Below are 16,481 nucleotides of genomic sequence, written 5' to 3'. Positions count from 1 at the left end.
CTCCTTACGTTCCGGCACTGAAAAGAGGTTCCAAGGAGAGACCAGATGGCAACCCTAGCCGTGAGCGACGACACCTTCGACGCCGAGGTGCGCGATTCCGAAATTCCCGTGGTCGTCGATTTCTGGGCCGAGTGGTGCGGCCCCTGCAAGCAAATCGGTCCCTCGCTCGAGGAGCTGTCCGAGGAATTTGCCGGGCGCGTCAAGATCGTCAAGGTGAACGTGGACGACAACCCCTCCAGCCCGGCACAGATGGGCGTGCGCGGCATCCCTGCGCTGTTCATGTTCAAGGACGGCCAGGTCGTATCCAGCAAGATCGGGGCCGCGCCCAAGGCCGCGCTGAAAGGCTGGATCGAGGAATCAATCTGACCCTCGTGGCAGGGGGCTGAGACAAAGGGGCGCCCATGGCGCCCCTTTTTGTTGCACGCCTTGTGAGGCAGCATTCCTTTCATATATCGGCCCCGAGGCGCAGACGGAGACATCCCATGGCAGAGAACGATTTTCCCGGCTGGCACGGCACCACGATCATCGGCGTCAAACGCGGATCAGAGGTGGTGATCGCCGGCGACGGACAGGTGAGCCTGGGAAATACCGTCATCAAGGGCACGGCGCGCAAGGTACGGCGCCTGTCGCCCGGCGGCTACGACGTGGTGGCAGGCTTTGCCGGGTCCACCGCAGACGCCTTTACCCTGCTGGAGCGGCTTGAGGCACGGCTTGAGGCCATGCCGGGCCAGTTACAGCGCGCCGCCGTCGAGTTGGCCAAGGACTGGCGCACCGACAAGTACCTGCAAAAACTTGAGGCGATGCTGATCGTTTCAGATGGCGCGGAAATCTATGTCATCACCGGCGCGGGTGACGTGCTGGCCCCCGAACATGACGTGGCCGCGATCGGGTCGGGCGGAAACTATGCGCTGGCCGCCGCGCGCGGCCTGATGGAAAAGACCGATCTCTCGGCCGAGGACATCGCGCGCAAGGCCATGGCGATCGCCTCTGACATCTGCGTGTTCACCAATGGCAACCTCACTGTGGAGACGATTTCGAAATGACCGACCTGACACCCCGCGAAATCGTATCCGAACTCGACCGCTTCATCATCGGGCAGGCGGATGCCAAGCGCGCTGTCGCCGTGGCGCTACGCAATCGCTGGCGGCGCAAGCAATTGCCCGACGACCTGCGCGAAGAGGTCTATCCCAAGAACATCCTGATGATCGGCCCCACCGGCGTCGGCAAGACCGAGATTTCGCGCCGACTGGCGAAACTGGCCCGCGCGCCGTTCATCAAGGTCGAGGCCACCAAGTTCACCGAGGTCGGCTATGTTGGCCGGGACGTGGAACAGATCATCCGCGACCTGGTCGAGGCCGCGATCAACCAGACCCGCGACTGGATGCGCGAAGAGGTCAAGGCCGCCGCGCGCCAGGCCGCCGAGGACCGCGTGATCGCGGCCATTGCCGGAACGGATGCCCGCGAACAGACGCGCGAGATGTTCAGAACGAAGCTGAAGAAGGGCGAGTTGGACGATACGGTGATCGAACTGGAATTGCAGGACAGTTCGAACCCGCTGCCGATGATGGACATCCCAGGTATGCCACCGGGTCAACAAGGCGGCATGATGAGCCTGGGCGACCTGTTCGGCAAAGCCTTCGGCGCGCGGATGGTCAAACGGAGAATGACCGTCGCCGACAGCTACGAAGTGTTGATTTCCGAAGAGGCGGACAAGCTGTTGGATGATGAGGCCGTGACCCGAACCGCGCTTGAGGCGGTGCAGGAAAACGGGATTGTTTTCCTCGACGAAATCGACAAGGTCTGTGCCCGCGCGGATGCGCGCGGTGCCGATGTCAGCCGCGAAGGCGTGCAGCGTGACCTGCTGCCGCTGATCGAGGGAACGACAGTTTCCACCAAGTATGGCCCGGTCAAGACTGACCACATCCTGTTCATCGCAAGCGGCGCATTCCACATTGCCAAGCCCTCTGATCTGTTGCCCGAACTTCAGGGTCGCTTGCCGATCCGGGTCGAGTTACGGGCGCTGACCGAGGCCGATTTCGTTCGTATCCTGACAGAAACCGACAATGCCCTGACCCGGCAATATTCGGCCCTGATGGGCACCGAAAAAGTGGCCGTCACCTTTACCGAGGACGGGATCGCGGCCCTTGCCCGGATCGCCGCACAGGTCAACGAAAGCATAGAGAATATCGGGGCGAGGCGGCTCTATACGGTGATGGAACGGGTTTTCGAGGAACTGAGCTTTACCGCCCCGGACCGACCGGGCGAGGCGGTCGAGGTAAATGCCGGTTTCGTTGAAAAGAACCTCGGTGAATTGACCCGCTCGACCGACATGACGCGCTATATTCTCTAGGTCACAGTTCCCGCGTAACCTCGACAAGCTTGTCATGTTTCGGCCCGCGCCACCTTGCGCCCCTGTCGGCGAAACCCCGCGCCGGCCGGGGCCGCGATCATCCTGTCATCCATCGCGGCGATACGGACTATTTCAGTTTTCGAAGATAGACATAAAGCGCGCCCTCGCCCCCGTGACGGCGATGCGCGGCGCTGGTCTGCAAGACGGCGGCGGCCAGTGGCGGCTGGCCCAGCCAATGCGGAACCTGCCGACGCAGAACACCGCGCCGTTCCGGGATCGGCCCATCATCGGCGGCGCTGCTGCCCTTGCCGGTAATGACCAGAACCAGCCGCCTGCCATGGGCCTGGCTGTCCAGGATGAACCGGGTCAGCGCCGGATGGGCCTGGGCCAGCGTCATGCCGTGCAGATCGATCCGCGCCTCGGGGCGCAGCTTGCCGGCCCTGAGCCGGTTATAGGCCTTGTGGTCCATCCGCACGGTCGGTGCGGGCGCTGCCTTGTCGGCATCGGGTCCAGCCGCACGCGCGCCGATGGTAAAGGCAACCCGCGGCATTTCAGGGGGTGACGGCCTTGGCAGACCCTTTTCGACATCTGTCACTGCGACGGGACGGCGCGGATGCAACGGCTGGACCTGTCGCGCGACATGATCCCACAGCGCCCTGTCCTCGGGGCTAAGATGTTTGCGCCGCCTGGTCATGCCCTAGCCCGCCCCGGCCAGCGCAAGCGCCCGGTCGATCGGCATGAGAACCATAAGCCGCCCGCCATCGCGAACCGTCCCTGCCGCACGGCCAGCGCCAGCGCCGGTGCCGTAGAAAATATCGGCGCGCTGCGGACCCTTGATGGCAGAGCCGGTATCCTGCGCCACCATGAGCCGGTGCAGCGGCGCGCGACCGCCCTTTTCAATCCAGACCGGCGCACCCAGTGGCGTGAATCCGGGGTCGATCGCAACCGTCCGCATCGCTGTGATGGACCGATTCATCGCACCCAGTGGTCCGCGATCCTCGGGCACGTCGTCGACGATGCGGAAAAACACGAAAGAGGGGTTGTGATGCAGCAATTCCCGCCCCTCTTGCGGGTTGCGTCTCACCCATGACCGGATCACATCGGCCGAAACCTGGTGCGGGCGGTAAATCCCGCGGCGCACCAGTTCCTGTCCGACAGAGCGGTATTCATGGCCGTTCTTGCCACCATATCCAACGCGGATCGAATGCCCGTCACGCAGGCGGATGCGACCCGACCCCTGCACTTGCAAGAAGAACACGTCGACCGGATCTTCAAGCCAGGCTATTTCAAGGCCGCGCCCTTCGAGAAGACGCTGTTCCTCTATGTCACGACGCGAGTGCCAGCGTACGCCTGCGCCAATTTCGGGCGGTTTACGATAGATCGGATAACGAAACCGGGCATCCGGGGTGCGCGCACCTTGCAATTCCGGTTCGTAATAGCCGGTAAACAACGCAGGCTCTTGCCCGCCGATCAGGACGGGACGAAAAAACAGCTCGAAAAACTGACGCGCCGTCTGCGCCGTCTGCTGGCTTGCCAATGCACAGATTGTGGCCCAGTCGGGATCGTCGAGATCGGGGCAGGTTTCCTGGAAAACCGACAGGGCCGCCCCATGATCATCGGCGGCCCAGCCTTTCAATTCCTCGAAAGACAGGATTTCGACCGGCACATCGGCGCGTGCGCCCGGCCCGCTCATGCCCAGCACAAGGCAAAGCGCGGCGCCCAGCGCACGGATCATTCGCCGGTGGCGACCAGTTGCCAGTTCGGGTCGTCTGCACCCATCCTGCGGGCAAAGGTCCAGACGTCGCGCTGACGCTTGATATCTGTGGGGCTGCCCTCGACGATATCGCCGGCCTGGTTGCGCACGGCAGAGGTGAGTTCGCCCACGAATTTGACGGTCAGCTCGGCCTCGCCGGTGCGGCGATCAAAGGTCGCATCCTTGAGGCTCAACTCACGCAGGCCAACAAAGTTCGCCTCGACCGAAAGCCCCTGCTGTTCGCGCAAGGCGATCACCTCGGCAAAGCTGGCCTGGACATCGGGCCCGAGGAAACCTGCCACATCGTCAAGCGTCCCGTTCTCGAAAGCCATGATGATCATCTCGTAGGCACCGCGCGCCCCATGCAGGAATTCGCCGACAGAAAAACCGGGCTCTGCCAGTTTCATCGCCGCCAGCGCCTTTGCGGCCTCGCTGCCATCGGGGACGTGATCGGTGATATCGCTATCCACACCACCATCTATCACCTCGAAATCGCGCCGCCCCGCCGTGCGCCGCCCCGAGGGGTCGGGCATGGCGACGGGTGGTTTTTCGAAACCCTCGCGCGTGCCAAGCACCGATTTCAGGCGCAGGACCAGGAAAACCGCGATCCCCGCAAGGACCAATAGCTGTATAATGGCTGAATTCATGGAAACCTCGCGCCGGCCGAAGGGTTTGTAACAGCTCGTCACCGGACATATGTAAGGCAGGGCCGGGATCAAGTCCACCTACCCGCACCAGTCGAGAGGGGTTTCGTCATGTGGCTTTTCCTTGTGTTGCTATCGGTTCCGCTGATCGAGATCGCTCTGTTCATCCAGGTGGGCGACCTGATCGGGCTTTGGCCGACGCTGGCCATCGTGATCGCGACGGCCGCCCTGGGCACGGCCATGCTGCGGCGACAGGGGGCCATTGCGATGAACGACCTGCGCCGATCATTTCACGAGCTGCGCGACCCGGCAGAACCCTTGGCCCATGGCGCGATGATCCTGTTTTCCGGTGCGCTGTTGCTGACGCCAGGTTTCTTTACCGACACGGTGGGCTTTGCCCTTTTATTCGCCCCGGTGCGCAGCGCCGCCTATCGCTGGCTGTCGCGGCGCATTGTCATGCAGACCGTCACCTTCGGCACGTCGCCGGGGCCCCGCCCCCATGATCGGAACAACCCCGACATCATCGAGGGCGAGTATGAGCCACTGAACCCCGCAGGTAACCAGCCGGACGGCCAGTCGGGCTGGACGCGGCATTGAGGCCGCCAGCCCAAGCTGCTAAACAGCCACCCGACATAAACCCCGGCAGGAGCATGCCATGAGCGAGACCCAAGGCAACGGCGCCGCAGACCAGCAGCCGCAAGTGAAATTGCGCGTGCTGACCCAGTATATCCGTGACCTGTCCTTCGAGAACATCCTTGTTCAAAAAGGCATTCAGGGCGATGTGACCCCCGAAATCGCGGTCGAGGTCGGCATGGATGCGCGCAAGCGCCAGACCGAAAACCAGTACGAGGTGATCAACAAGTACAAGATCACGTCAAAGAACAAGGCTGATGGCACAGAGATTTTTCTGATGGAGCTGGAATATGCTGGCATCCTCCAGGTGGAAAACCTGCCCGAGGACCAGTTGCACCCTTTCCTTCTGATCGAGGGGCCGCGGCTGTTGTTCCCCTTCGTGCGCCGGATCGTGTCCGACATGACGCGCGATGGCGGATTTCCGCCTGTCAACCTCGAACCGGTGGATTTCGTCGCGCTCTACCGCCAGGAATTGATGCGCCGCGCCCAGCAGCAACAGCAACAGCAAGAAACCGCCGGGACCGCCTGAGCGGTTCTAGCTGAACTCTTTCCAGAGCGCACCGTCGCCCAACCCCTCGACAAAGGCGGCATGGGCGGCGGTTTCTTCTTGTGTCAGGCGCGACGGCAAGGCGGTCGGACGAGGTCGCGGGCGCCACTCAGACCCGGCCCCGGAGCGACCTGATGGCCCGGTAGTGCCCCTCGAACCCGAGGCCAGGACGAGGTCGGGCTGACGCCCGCCGATCAGCTCCAGGTAGACCTCTGCAAGGATTTCCGAATCCAGAAGCGCGCCGTGCTTGTCACGGGACGAGTTATCGACCGAGAAACGACGGCAAAGCGCGTCCAGCGTGGCAGGCGAGCCAGGAAATTTCTTTCGCGCCATGGCCAGCGTGTCGATCGACTGTTCCAAGGGCAAGGCCGGCAAGCCCAGCCAGCCCAGCTCGGCGTTCAGGAATTTCATATCGAAGGTGGCGTTGTGAATCACCAGTTTCGCATCGCCCACGAAATCGAGAAAATTCCGCGCCACGAGCGAAAAGACCGGCTTGTCGCGCAGCGTGATTTCGCCGGGCCTGGGGGCACGCGGCTGCGTCAGCAGATCGGGGCCGATTCCGTGAACGCCGAACGCCTCGTCCGGCATTCCGCGTTCAGGGTTGATATACTGGTGAAACGTCTTGCCGGTGGGCAGGTGATTCCATAACTCGACCGCGCCAATTTCAACAATACGATGCCCCTCGGAGGGTTCGAAACCCGTGGTTTCGGTATCCAGAACGATTTCACGCATGCGTAGCCCCCAGCTTTTGCACCAAGGCTTGCACCTCGGCGCGGGTCTGTTCAAGCGACTGCGTTTCGATAACGTAATCGGCGCGGGCGCGCTTTTCCGTATCCGGCATCTGGCGGGCATGTATCGTTTCGAACTGGGCCGCGGTCATGCCGGGACGGGCCAGGACACGGGCGCGCTGAACCTCTGGCGGAGCACTGACGACAAGAACCGCGTCCATCCCGCCCGTTGCGCCGGTTTCGAACAACAGCGGAATATCCAGCACGACAAGCGGTGCGTCGGAATGGCGCGCAACAAACGCCGCCCGGTCTTGTGCTACAAGCGGATGAACCGCAGCCTCGATACGGGACAGGGCGCAGGGATCACTGGCAATCCAGCGTTTCAGAACATCGCGATCCACCGCGTCATCCCGTATGGCCTCGGGACAGAGCGCCGCGATGGCCGCGACCGCCGCACCGCCCGGACCATAAAGCCGATGCACCGCCGCATCCGCATCCCAGACCGGGACGCCGGCCTCTTGAAAGAACATAGCCGTCGTCGATTTTCCCATGCCGATCGACCCGGTCAGGCCCAACAGGAAAGACCTCGCCGTCATTCCTCCAGAACCACGGCGCGTGCGGCGGCATCGGCCTCGGGACGAACGCCGAACCATCGTTCGAAACCCGGAACCGCCTGGTGCAACAGCATGCCCAGACCGTCGACCGTCACACATCCACGGGCACGGGCCTCTTTCAAAAGGGATGTCTGTAGAGGGGCATAGACGATATCGGTCACCACTGCCTCGCGCGACAAACCGTCCAGCGGGACACGGAATTCCGGTTTGCCCACCATGCCCAGAGAGGTCGTGTTGACCACCGTGGCCGCGCCGTCCAGCATGTTGCCGGCCTGCACCCAATCATAGACGACGATCTTGGGGCCGAACTCTGCGCGCAGGGCCTCGGCGCGCGCGCGGGTGCGGTTTGACAGACGGATCTCGCGCACACCCTGTTCAGCCAGCGCAGTCACGATCGCCCGTGCGGCACCACCCGCCCCCAGAACCGCCGCGGGCCCCGCAACCGGGTCCCAGCCGGGCGCCCCCTGGCGCAGGTTTTCGATAAATCCGATACCATCGGTATTATCGGCATGGACCTTGCCATCGGGCCGAAAGATCAACGTGTTCGCCGCACCGATCAATGCCGCGCGGTCAGACACGAGATCTGCCAGCGCAAGAACCGCCTCTTTATGGGGGATTGTCACGTTGACCCCGACAAATCCCAGCCTTGGCAGGGTTTCCAACGCTGATTTCAGATCGTCACGGGCCACGTCCATCGGGATATAATAGCCCCTTATCCCGTGTCGACGCAGCCAGTGACCATGCAGCGCTGGTGATTTCGAATGCGCGACGGGTGAGCCAATAACACCGGCCAGCGGTATCTTGTCTGTCATGCCTGCAAAGCCCCGCGGGTGATCATGAAGGTCAAAAGCGGCAAGAGCGGAATTCCCAGAACATCAAAATAATCCCCTTCGATGGAAGTGAAAAGGCGCACACCTTCCTCTTCCAGTTTGTAGGCACCGACGGCATCTCGAACACTGGCCCAGTTCCGATCAAGGTAGGCTTCTACAAATGCATCGGAAAACGGCCGCATGGTCAGCGTTACCGTGCCAATATGCCGCCAGAGCGGTTGCAAGTCATCATAGATCACCACCGCCGACAAAAGCTGATGCTGCCCGCCACGCAAGCGGCACAGCTGTGCCCTGGCCTCGTCCAACGATCCCGGTTTTCCCAGGATCGTGCCACGGTGGACCAGGATCTGATCGCAACCGATCACCAACGCAGATGGGTCTTTCTCGGCTACTTTCCGTGCCTTGAACGTGGCCAGTGCCTCGGCGATGTCCTCGGGCCCGGCATGTTCGGCCTCCAGCCCCTGGCGGATCGCCTCTTCGTCGACGCGCGCGGGCACCGCGTCAAAGACGAGGCCGGACCGGGCCAGCAACTGGCGACGGATGACGGAACCGGATGCGAGGATGATGCGCTGGGCCATGGGGGAAAACCTGTGAATAAAACCAAGAAAAGCCGAGGACAGAACGGGACAAAACCGGGCTACGGCGCCCCGAGTTGACGGACACATGGGAAAAGTCAAGCCAACCGACAGGTCGATACACGGTGGATCGTCGCAGGCAGATCATGTGAAGAAACCACAAAACCGCAAAATATTCAACATCATCCACAGGGTAACACCCAAGGAATAAGATATAATATATTGCAATTAAACGGTTTTTTCGAGTTCTCACATGATGGTTACAATTATCAACATAATTATCCACAATACGATAGGCTGTGCATGACTCTCGGGATGAATGGGTAATCCCCGTTATTCACAGGCCCAACCAACATCATCATCTTTTCTTTTCATTTCATTTTTCCATAGAAGGGCAGGTGATTGCCCAACAGCGAGGCCCCAGATGTTTGATCCGATCCTTGATTTCCTGGCCGCAGCCTATCCTTGGACCAAATCGCTGCACATCATCGCGGTGTTGACCTGGATGGCGGGCCTGTTCTACCTGCCGCGCATCTTTGTCTACCATGTTGAGCGTTCCAGCGTGGGTGACCAGGCCGACGAGATTTTCCAGGTGATGGAGATGAAACTTTATCGCTACATCATGAATCCGTCGGTGATCGCGGTCTGGATTTTCGGGTTGATGCTGGTGTTCACGCCGGGCATCGTCGACTGGTTGACGATATGGCCTTACACCAAGGGTGCAGCGATCATCGCTATGACCTGGTTCCACATGTGGCTGGGTGCGCGCCGCAAAGAGTTCATCGCCGGCACGAACACGCGCAGTGGCAAGGCGTTCCGCATGATGAACGAATTGCCGACGCTGTTGATGCTGGTCATCGTGTTCTCTGTGATCTTCAAGTTCTGAGAGATTGACAGAACGTAGCGCCGGCTCTATGCAGCGGGGTCAACGCGGGCCGTCCGGTCCGCGTCTTTCCCCTATTTTACAGGTCGCGCCATTCAGGGCGCCCGTTTTGCAAAGCATCCCATGACCGACGAAAGCCTCAATCTCGCCGATCTCAAGGCGAAAAGCCCCAAGGACCTCCTGGCAATGGCCGAGGAACTTGAGATCGAGAACGCCTCAACCATGCGCAAGGGCGACATGATGTTCGCCATCCTGAAGGAGCGCGCCGAAGAGGGCTGGGAGGTTGCCGGTGACGGGGTTCTCGAGGTGTTGCAGGATGGCTTTGGCTTCTTGCGTTCGCCCGAGGCCAATTATCTACCGGGTCCGGACGATATCTATGTCTCGCCCGACATGATCCGGCAGCATAGCTTGAGGACCGGCGACACGGTTGAGGGCGTGATGCAGGCCCCCCGCGAGAATGAGCGCTACTTCGCGATCACCAAGGTCACGGCGATCAATTTCCAGGAGCCTGAAAAAGCCAGGCACAAGATCAACTTCGACAACCTTACGCCGCTTTATCCCGATCAGCGGTTGAAAATGGAAATCGAGGACCCGACGATCAGGGACCGTTCGGCGCGGATCATCGATCTGGTTTCGCCCATCGGGAAGGGCCAGCGCGCGCTGATCGTCGCGCCGCCGCGCACCGGTAAGACGGTGCTGTTGCAAAATATCGCCCACTCGATCGAGACCAACCACCCCGAATGCTACTTGATCGTCCTGCTGATCGACGAACGGCCCGAAGAGGTGACCGACATGCAGCGGTCGGTGAAGGGCGAGGTGATCTCCTCGACCTTCGACGAACCGGCGACGCGGCACGTTGCGGTGGCCGAAATGGTGATCGAAAAGGCAAAACGCCTGGTTGAACACAAGCGCGACGTGGTGATCCTGCTGGACTCGATCACGCGCTTGGGCCGGGCCTATAACACGGTGGTTCCGTCCTCGGGCAAGGTTCTGACCGGCGGTGTGGATGCCAACGCGCTGCAGCGGCCGAAACGGTTCTTTGGCGCGGCCCGGAACATCGAGGAGGGCGGATCGCTGACCATCATCGCAACCGCGCTGATCGACACCGGCTCGCGCATGGACGAGGTCATCTTCGAGGAATTCAAGGGCACCGGGAACAGCGAAATCGTGCTGGACCGCAAGGTCGCGGACAAGCGCGTCTTCCCGGCGATGGACATCCTCAAGTCCGGCACGCGGAAAGAGGATCTGCTGGTCGACAAGGGCGATTTGCAAAAGACCTTCGTCTTGCGCCGCATCTTGAACCCGATGGGCACGACCGATGCGATCGAGTTCCTGATTTCCAAGCTCAAGCAGACCAAGACAAATTCGGATTTCTTCGATTCGATGAATACCTGAGGCGGACACGCCCGAGGATGAGTGGTGGACACGATCTTTGCCCTGGCCACGGCGCGCGGGAAGGCCGGCGTCGCCGTCATTCGCATCTCCGGGCCGCGCGCGGCTGAGGCGGGGCAAGCGCTGGCGGGGTCCTTGCCCGCGTCGCGGGTGGCGGGGCTGCGCCGCTTGCACGATGGCGAGGGGGGTCTTCTGGATGAGGCCCTGGTGCTGGCCTTTGATGAGGGCGCCAGTTTCACCGGCGAAAAAGTGGTTGAGTTTCAATGCCATGGTAGCCCGGCCACTGTGGCGGCGGTGCTGGCCGCACTGGGCCGTCTGCCCGGGATGCGTATGGCCGAGCCGGGCGAATTCACGCGCCGCGCGTTGGAAAACGGGGTTATGGATCTTGCCCAGGTCGAGGGGCTTGGCGACCTGTTGGAGGCCGAGACCGAGGCGCAGCGGCGCCAGGCATTGCGCGTATTGTCTGGTGCATTGGGGGATCGGGCTGAAAGCTGGCGGTCGAACCTGATTCGTGCCGCAGCCCTGTTGGAGGCGACGATAGACTTCGCTGATGAAGAGGTTCCCGTTGATGTGACAGGCGAGGTTGGCGCGCTGTTGGATGCAATGCTTTGCGAACTGACAGCAGAGATAGATGGCGTGGCCGTAGCCGAACGCATCCGCGAGGGGTTCGAGGTGGCCATCGTCGGGCCGCCCAATGCAGGAAAATCCACGCTGCTGAACCATTTGGCGGGGCGCGAGGCCGCGATCACCTCGGAACATGCGGGCACAACCCGCGACGTGATCGAGGTTCGGATGGATCTGCACGGGTTGCCGGTGACGATCCTGGATACGGCGGGCCTGCGCGACAGTGCCGACGCGGTGGAAACCATCGGCATCGCTCGCGCGATCGACCGGGCGAAGGCGGCGGATCTGCGGATCTTCCTGCTGGACGATAGCGGCGAAACCCAGGGGTTGGCCCCCTTGGCCGAGGATATCGTGGTCCGGGGCAAGGCGGATCTGGCCGGGGGCGACGGGCTGGCTGTGTCCGGCAAGACGGGGCAGGGGGTTGCGGAACTGGTGGCGCGCATTACCTCGGTTCTGGAGCAGCGGGCAGCGCGGGCGGTCACGGCGACGCGGGCCAGACACAGGCAGGCGATGATCGTGGCGCAGGGCGCTATCGGCGAGGCTCAGAATCAGCTATCTCTAGGGATGGAGGTTGCGGAACTGGCGGCCGAGGATCTGCGCCGCGCGATCCGCGCGCTGGATTCGCTGGTTGGCCGTGTCGATGTCGAGCATGTGCTGGACGAGATCTTCGCGCGCTTCTGTCTGGGCAAATGAGGAATGTTTCACGTGGAACATCGCGCCTTTGATGTCGTTGTTGTTGGCGGCGGTCACGCCGGGGCCGAGGCGGCCCATGCCGTCGCCCGGCTGGGCGCGCGCGTGGCGCTGGTCACGTTGCGGCGCCGGGATATCGGGGTGATGTCCTGCAATCCGGCCATCGGTGGTCTGGGCAAGGGCCATCTGGTGCGCGAGGTTGACGCGCTGGACGGCGTGATGGGTCAGGCGGCAGATCGGGCAGGCATCCAGTTTCGGCTTTTGAATCGTCGTAAGGGGCCTGCCGTTCAGGGGCCGCGTGCGCAGGCCGATCGCAAGCTTTATGCCCGTGCGGTCCAGGCGATGTTGGCCGAGATGCCGAACCTGGCGATCATCGAGGGCGAGGCTGCGGACCTGCGGCAGGACGGGCATCGACTGAACGGCGTCGTAATGGCCGACGGGACCGAGATTGCCGCGAGTGCGGTTATTTTGACCACCGGCACCTTTCTGAACGGTGTCATTCATATAGGCGATCGCCAGATCGCGGGGGGGCGGATGGGGGACCGCCCCTCGATAAGGCTGGCTGCGCGCATGCGTGATTTCAACCTGCCTCTCGGGCGTCTGAAAACAGGCACGCCGCCGCGTCTGGATGGGCGGACGATTGATTGGGACAGGTTGGACAATCAGCCGGGCGACGACGATCCGGTGATGTTCTCGTTTTTGTCCAAGGGCGTTTTCGTGCGCCAGATCGCCTGCGGGATCACCCATACCAACCCTCGGACCCATGACATCATTCGCGCCAATCTCGGTCGTTCGGCAATGTATGGCGGACATATAGAGGGCGTCGGCCCACGATATTGTCCCTCGATCGAGGACAAGATCGTTCGGTTTGCCGACAAGGAGTCGCACCAGATATTCCTTGAACCCGAAGGGCTGGATGATCCGACGGTCTATCCGAACGGGATTTCCAGCTCACTGCCCGAGGACGTTCAGGCGGATTACGTTCATTCCATCCTCGGGTTGGAACAGGCTTCGATCCTGCAACCGGGCTATGCCATAGAATACGATTACGTCGATCCGCGAGCCTTGTCCGCGACACTGGAATTGCGCGACGTCCCGGGGCTTTGGCTTGCCGGGCAGATCAATGGCACAACCGGCTATGAAGAGGCCGCCGCCCAGGGCCTGGTCGCCGGTTTGAACGCCGCACGATTCGCAGCGGGGCAGGGGCCGGTACAATTTCATCGGACCGATAGCTATATTGGTGTGATGATCGATGACCTGGTCACGCGCGGGGTTAGCGAGCCTTATCGCATGTTTACCTCGCGCGCAGAGTTTCGTCTGTCGCTCAGGGCCGATAATGCCGACCAGCGCCTGACGCCGATGGGGATTCGGCTTGGCTGTGTGGGCGAGGCGCGTTGTGCGATATTCGAGGACAAGATGTCGCGAATCAAGTCCGCCCGCACGCGGTTAGAGGGGATGTCGCTGACACCGCGACAGATTGCTGCGGCAGGTATCAAGGTAAACGCGGATGGCCAAAGACGCAGCGGTATCGACCTTCTGGCCTTCCCTGATGTCGGATTCGATGATCTTGTTGCGCTTGATCCCACGCTTGCCGATGTGGATGCAGAGGCGCGCGCGCAGATTTCTCGTGACGCGCTTTATGCCAATTACATCAAGCGTCAGGAACTGGATGTCGCCGCGATGCGTCGGGACGAGGCGCAGGTGTTGCCGAAAGACTTCCCCTATGCCGCTATCGAGGGCTTGTCGAACGAACTCAAGGCCAAACTCGTCTCGGCGCGGCCGGAAACCTTGGCGCAGGCCGGTCGGATCGACGGGATGACGCCTGCGGCCTTGACGCTGATTCTCGCGCGCTTGCGCCAGATCGAGCGGCGGACGGCATGAGTCGTCTGCAAGATGTTCCACGTGAAACATCGGACAGGCTGGCCGCCTACGCTGCTTTGTTGCGCAAGTGGAACCCGGCGATCAACCTCGTGTCGCGCAAGACGCTGGATGAGCTTGAAAGCCGCCATATTGCCGATTCGGCCCAACTCTTCGATTTGCGGCCCGACGATGCGTGCCACTGGGTTGATCTGGGAAGTGGCGGCGGCTTCCCGGGCCTCGTCATCGCGATCCTGGCGGTCGATGATGCGCCCGGGATGCGTATCACGCTGATTGAAAGCGATCAGCGCAAGGCAACTTTTCTGCGCACGGTTGCGCGTGAACTCGGATTGCTCAACGTCACCGTGATAAATGACCGGATCGAGGCTGTTCCGCCGCAGGGTGCCGACGTTTTGTCGGCCCGTGCCCTGGCCGCCCTGTCCGATCTCTTGGCCTTTGGCGAACGACATCTCGCGCCGCATGGGATCGCCCTTTTCCCCAAGGGTGCGCGCCATGCCGAAGAATTGCAGGCCGCGCTTGCAACCTGGACGTTCAACGTTCAGAAAATCGCCAGCAAGACCGATCCCCAAGCCGTCATTCTGAAACTCGGAGGCATCGCGCGTGTCTGACCCCACCCGCCCCAAGGGCCCGAAAATAATCGCCGTTGCCAACCAGAAGGGCGGCGTCGGAAAGACCACGACAGCCATCAACCTGGGTGCCGCGCTCGTGAAAGAGGGGCGCAAGGTGCTGATCGTGGATATCGATCCGCAGGGGAATGCGTCGACGGGGCTGGGCGTCGACAAGGAACAGCGCAAGAAAACGACCTATGACCTGCTATTGGAGGATGCTCCGTTGGCCGAGGTGATCTTGCCGACCGGGGTGGCCGGTTTGATGATCGCGCCGGCAACGACCGATCTCAGTTCAGCCGATATCGAAATGGTGGCAACGGAAAAACGCAGCTTCCTTTTGCACGATGCGCTGCGCCAGCCTGCGATCGACGTGTACGGGTTCGACTTCATCCTTATCGACTGTCCACCGGCGCTGAGCCTTTTGACCGTCAACGCGATGGTCGCCGCCCATTCTGTGCTGGTTCCGCTGCAAAGCGAGTTTTTCGCGCTAGAGGGCCTTTCGCAACTCTTGCTGACGATACGCGAACTGCGGCAAACGGCCAATCCCGGCCTGCGGATAGAGGGCGTTGTTCTGACCATGGCGGACATGCGCAACAACCTGTCGCAACAAGTGGAAACCGATGCCCGTGCCTATTTGGGCGAACTGGTTTTCCAGACGGTGATCCCCCGGAATGTCCGCCTGTCAGAGGCGCCGTCCTACGCGATGCCGGTTCTGGATTATGACCCGAATTCGAAAGGTGCGCTTGCCTATCGTGACCTGGCGCGCGAGATGCTGAACTCCAAGGTTCCGGCAACGGCATGAAAAGGGACAGGCAATGACAAGCAAGAAACCGGAAAAACGGGGCTTGGGGCGGGGTCTTTCGGCGTTGATGGCCGATGTCAATTTGGCGTCCGCCCCTGAAACAGGCAGTGATGCGCCGCGCTCGAGGCCCGATCAGATGATGGCGCTCGACCTGCTGGAACCAAACCCTGATCAGCCACGCCGCCAGTTTTCCGAGGATGCGTTAAGGGAATTGTCAGAGTCGATTCGCGTCAAGGGCGTGATCCAGCCGCTGATCGTGCGGCCGAGCAAGACATCGCAGGGCCGGTTTGAAATCGTGGCTGGCGAGCGGCGTTGGCGTGCCGCGCAAATGGCGCAACAGCACGAGGTTCCGGTATTGGTGCGGAGCCTCGACGATACCGAAGTCCTGGAAATCGCGATCATCGAGAATATCCAGCGCGCAGACCTGAACCCCGTTGAAGAGGCGGCAGGTTATCGCCAGTTGATGGAACGGTTTGGCCATACCCAGGAAAAGCTGGCCGAGGCCCTGGGCAAAAGCCGCAGCCATATCGCGAACCTGTTACGCCTGTTGCAACTGCCCGACGAGGTCCTGGGCTATTTGCGGGAAGGGTTGCTCAGCATGGGACATGCCCGCGCGCTGGTCACCACCGATGACCCGGTTGCATTGGCGCGCAGGGTGATCCAGGGGCGGTTATCGGTGCGCGAGACCGAGAAATTGGCAAAGCCGAAACCCCGTGATGCGGCCCCCACGGCCCCGCGGTCAAAGGCGCTGGAAAAGGATGCCGATACCCGTGCCTTGGAACAGGACCTAGCGGCCGCGCTGGGTATGGATGTGTCGATCGATCATTGTGCGGATGGGACGGGTCGGGTAACGATATCCTACAAGGATCTTGATGCGCTCGACCGGCTGTGTGCCGTGCTTGGCGCTGGCGGTGACTACGGCTGATCCGG

19 protein-coding genes are annotated in these 16,481 nt (G+C 61.7%); 12 read left to right on the top strand and 7 right to left on the bottom strand.

From position 1 onward, the window contains the following. Positions 1-45: 45 nt before the first annotated feature. The 3 genes from trxA to hslU all read left to right on the top strand — a co-directional run bounded on the left by trxA (position 46) and on the right by hslU (position 2,350). Positions 46-366: a thioredoxin gene (gene trxA / locus EV663_RS08280; RefSeq protein ID WP_132951324.1), complete on the top strand. Its 321-nt coding sequence runs from the start codon at positions 46-48 to the stop codon at positions 364-366. Positions 367-482: 116 nt separating this feature from the next. Continuing rightward, on the top strand, positions 483-1,043 hold the full coding sequence (gene hslV / locus EV663_RS08275; RefSeq protein WP_132951323.1) for an ATP-dependent protease subunit HslV: 561 nt from the start codon (positions 483-485) through the stop codon (positions 1,041-1,043). Then, on the top strand, positions 1,040-2,350 hold the full coding sequence (hslU, locus tag EV663_RS08270) for an ATP-dependent protease ATPase subunit HslU (protein WP_132951322.1): 1,311 nt from the start codon (positions 1,040-1,042) through the stop codon (positions 2,348-2,350). Before hslV ends, hslU begins: the two co-directional genes overlap by 4 nt. 127 nt (positions 2,351-2,477) lie before the next feature. Here hslU and EV663_RS08265 read toward each other — a convergent pair whose 3' ends face one another. From EV663_RS08265 to EV663_RS08255, 3 genes are read right to left on the bottom strand one after another with little or no spacing between them, the layout of a single operon-like run. Beyond that, positions 2,478-3,044 (bottom strand): Smr/MutS family protein, encoded by a 567-nt coding sequence (locus tag EV663_RS08265; RefSeq protein ID WP_132951321.1) that lies wholly within the window; start codon positions 3,042-3,044, stop codon positions 2,478-2,480. Positions 3,045-3,047: 3 nt separating this feature from the next. Continuing rightward, positions 3,048-4,085 (bottom strand): murein transglycosylase A, encoded by a 1,038-nt coding sequence (mltA, locus tag EV663_RS08260; RefSeq protein ID WP_132951320.1) that lies wholly within the window; start codon positions 4,083-4,085, stop codon positions 3,048-3,050. Next, positions 4,082-4,750 (bottom strand): Tim44/TimA family putative adaptor protein, encoded by a 669-nt coding sequence (locus tag EV663_RS08255; RefSeq protein WP_132951319.1) that lies wholly within the window; start codon positions 4,748-4,750, stop codon positions 4,082-4,084. Before EV663_RS08255 ends, mltA begins: the two co-directional genes overlap by 4 nt. A gap of 108 nt (positions 4,751-4,858) precedes the next feature. On the opposite strand from EV663_RS08255, the gene EV663_RS08250 reads away from it, so the two are divergent. Then, complete coding sequence (locus EV663_RS08250; RefSeq protein ID WP_132951318.1) at positions 4,859-5,344, top strand: FxsA family protein; 486 nt, start codon at positions 4,859-4,861, stop codon at positions 5,342-5,344. Positions 5,345-5,402: 58 nt separating this feature from the next. Beyond that, positions 5,403-5,909, top strand: coding sequence for a protein-export chaperone SecB (secB, locus tag EV663_RS08245; protein WP_132951317.1), 507 nt, complete (start codon positions 5,403-5,405; stop codon positions 5,907-5,909). 6 nt (positions 5,910-5,915) lie between these two features. Here secB and dnaQ read toward each other — a convergent pair whose 3' ends face one another. Genes dnaQ through EV663_RS08225 form a run of 4 tightly spaced genes read right to left on the bottom strand, consistent with a single transcriptional unit; the run spans position 5,916 to position 8,677 of the window. After that, a complete protein-coding gene (gene dnaQ / locus EV663_RS08240) occupies positions 5,916-6,659 on the bottom strand; it encodes a DNA polymerase III subunit epsilon (protein ID WP_132951316.1) in 744 nt (247 codons plus the stop codon). Next, the gene (coaE, locus tag EV663_RS08235) at positions 6,652-7,251 is read right to left on the bottom strand and encodes a dephospho-CoA kinase (protein WP_132951315.1); all 600 of its coding nucleotides are present in this window, start codon (positions 7,249-7,251) and stop codon (positions 6,652-6,654) included. Before coaE ends, dnaQ begins: the two co-directional genes overlap by 8 nt. Next, positions 7,248-8,081: a shikimate dehydrogenase gene (locus EV663_RS08230; protein ID WP_132951314.1), complete on the bottom strand. Its 834-nt coding sequence runs from the start codon at positions 8,079-8,081 to the stop codon at positions 7,248-7,250. The genes coaE and EV663_RS08230 overlap by 4 nt, the downstream gene beginning before the upstream one ends. After that, positions 8,078-8,677, bottom strand: coding sequence for a Maf family protein (locus tag EV663_RS08225; RefSeq protein WP_132951313.1), 600 nt, complete (start codon positions 8,675-8,677; stop codon positions 8,078-8,080). Before EV663_RS08225 ends, EV663_RS08230 begins: the two co-directional genes overlap by 4 nt. 421 nt (positions 8,678-9,098) lie before the next feature. On the opposite strand from EV663_RS08225, the gene EV663_RS08220 reads away from it, so the two are divergent. The 7 genes from EV663_RS08220 to EV663_RS08190 all read left to right on the top strand — a co-directional run bounded on the left by EV663_RS08220 (position 9,099) and on the right by EV663_RS08190 (position 16,476). Next, positions 9,099-9,560: a CopD family protein gene (locus EV663_RS08220; protein ID WP_132951312.1), complete on the top strand. Its 462-nt coding sequence runs from the start codon at positions 9,099-9,101 to the stop codon at positions 9,558-9,560. A 120-nt stretch (positions 9,561-9,680) separates the two neighbouring features. Further along, positions 9,681-10,952, top strand: a complete 1,272-nt coding sequence (gene rho / locus EV663_RS08215) for a transcription termination factor Rho (protein WP_132951311.1) — start codon at positions 9,681-9,683, stop codon at positions 10,950-10,952. Positions 10,953-10,976: 24 nt separating this feature from the next. Further along, complete coding sequence (gene mnmE / locus EV663_RS08210; RefSeq protein ID WP_132951310.1) at positions 10,977-12,266, top strand: tRNA uridine-5-carboxymethylaminomethyl(34) synthesis GTPase MnmE; 1,290 nt, start codon at positions 10,977-10,979, stop codon at positions 12,264-12,266. 3 nt (positions 12,267-12,269) lie between these two features. Then, on the top strand, positions 12,270-14,144 hold the full coding sequence (gene mnmG / locus EV663_RS08205; RefSeq protein WP_132951309.1) for a tRNA uridine-5-carboxymethylaminomethyl(34) synthesis enzyme MnmG: 1,875 nt from the start codon (positions 12,270-12,272) through the stop codon (positions 14,142-14,144). Next, the gene (rsmG, locus tag EV663_RS08200) at positions 14,141-14,749 is read left to right on the top strand and encodes a 16S rRNA (guanine(527)-N(7))-methyltransferase RsmG (protein ID WP_132951308.1); all 609 of its coding nucleotides are present in this window, start codon (positions 14,141-14,143) and stop codon (positions 14,747-14,749) included. Before mnmG ends, rsmG begins: the two co-directional genes overlap by 4 nt. Beyond that, positions 14,742-15,551 carry a ParA family protein gene (locus EV663_RS08195; protein WP_132951307.1) on the top strand — a complete coding sequence of 270 codons (810 nt, stop codon included), beginning with the start codon at positions 14,742-14,744 and terminating at the stop codon, positions 15,549-15,551. The genes rsmG and EV663_RS08195 overlap by 8 nt, the downstream gene beginning before the upstream one ends. A 13-nt stretch (positions 15,552-15,564) precedes the next feature. Next, positions 15,565-16,476 (top strand): ParB/RepB/Spo0J family partition protein, encoded by a 912-nt coding sequence (locus EV663_RS08190; protein WP_132951306.1) that lies wholly within the window; start codon positions 15,565-15,567, stop codon positions 16,474-16,476. The last annotated feature ends 5 nt before the right edge of the window (positions 16,477-16,481 follow it).

The organism is Rhodovulum bhavnagarense (assembly GCF_004343505.1).
Lineage (GTDB): Bacteria > Pseudomonadota > Alphaproteobacteria > Rhodobacterales > Rhodobacteraceae > Rhodovulum > Rhodovulum bhavnagarense.
The sequence above is the reverse complement of the archived record's forward strand: the minus strand, read 5'-3'. Positions and strand labels throughout refer to the sequence as shown.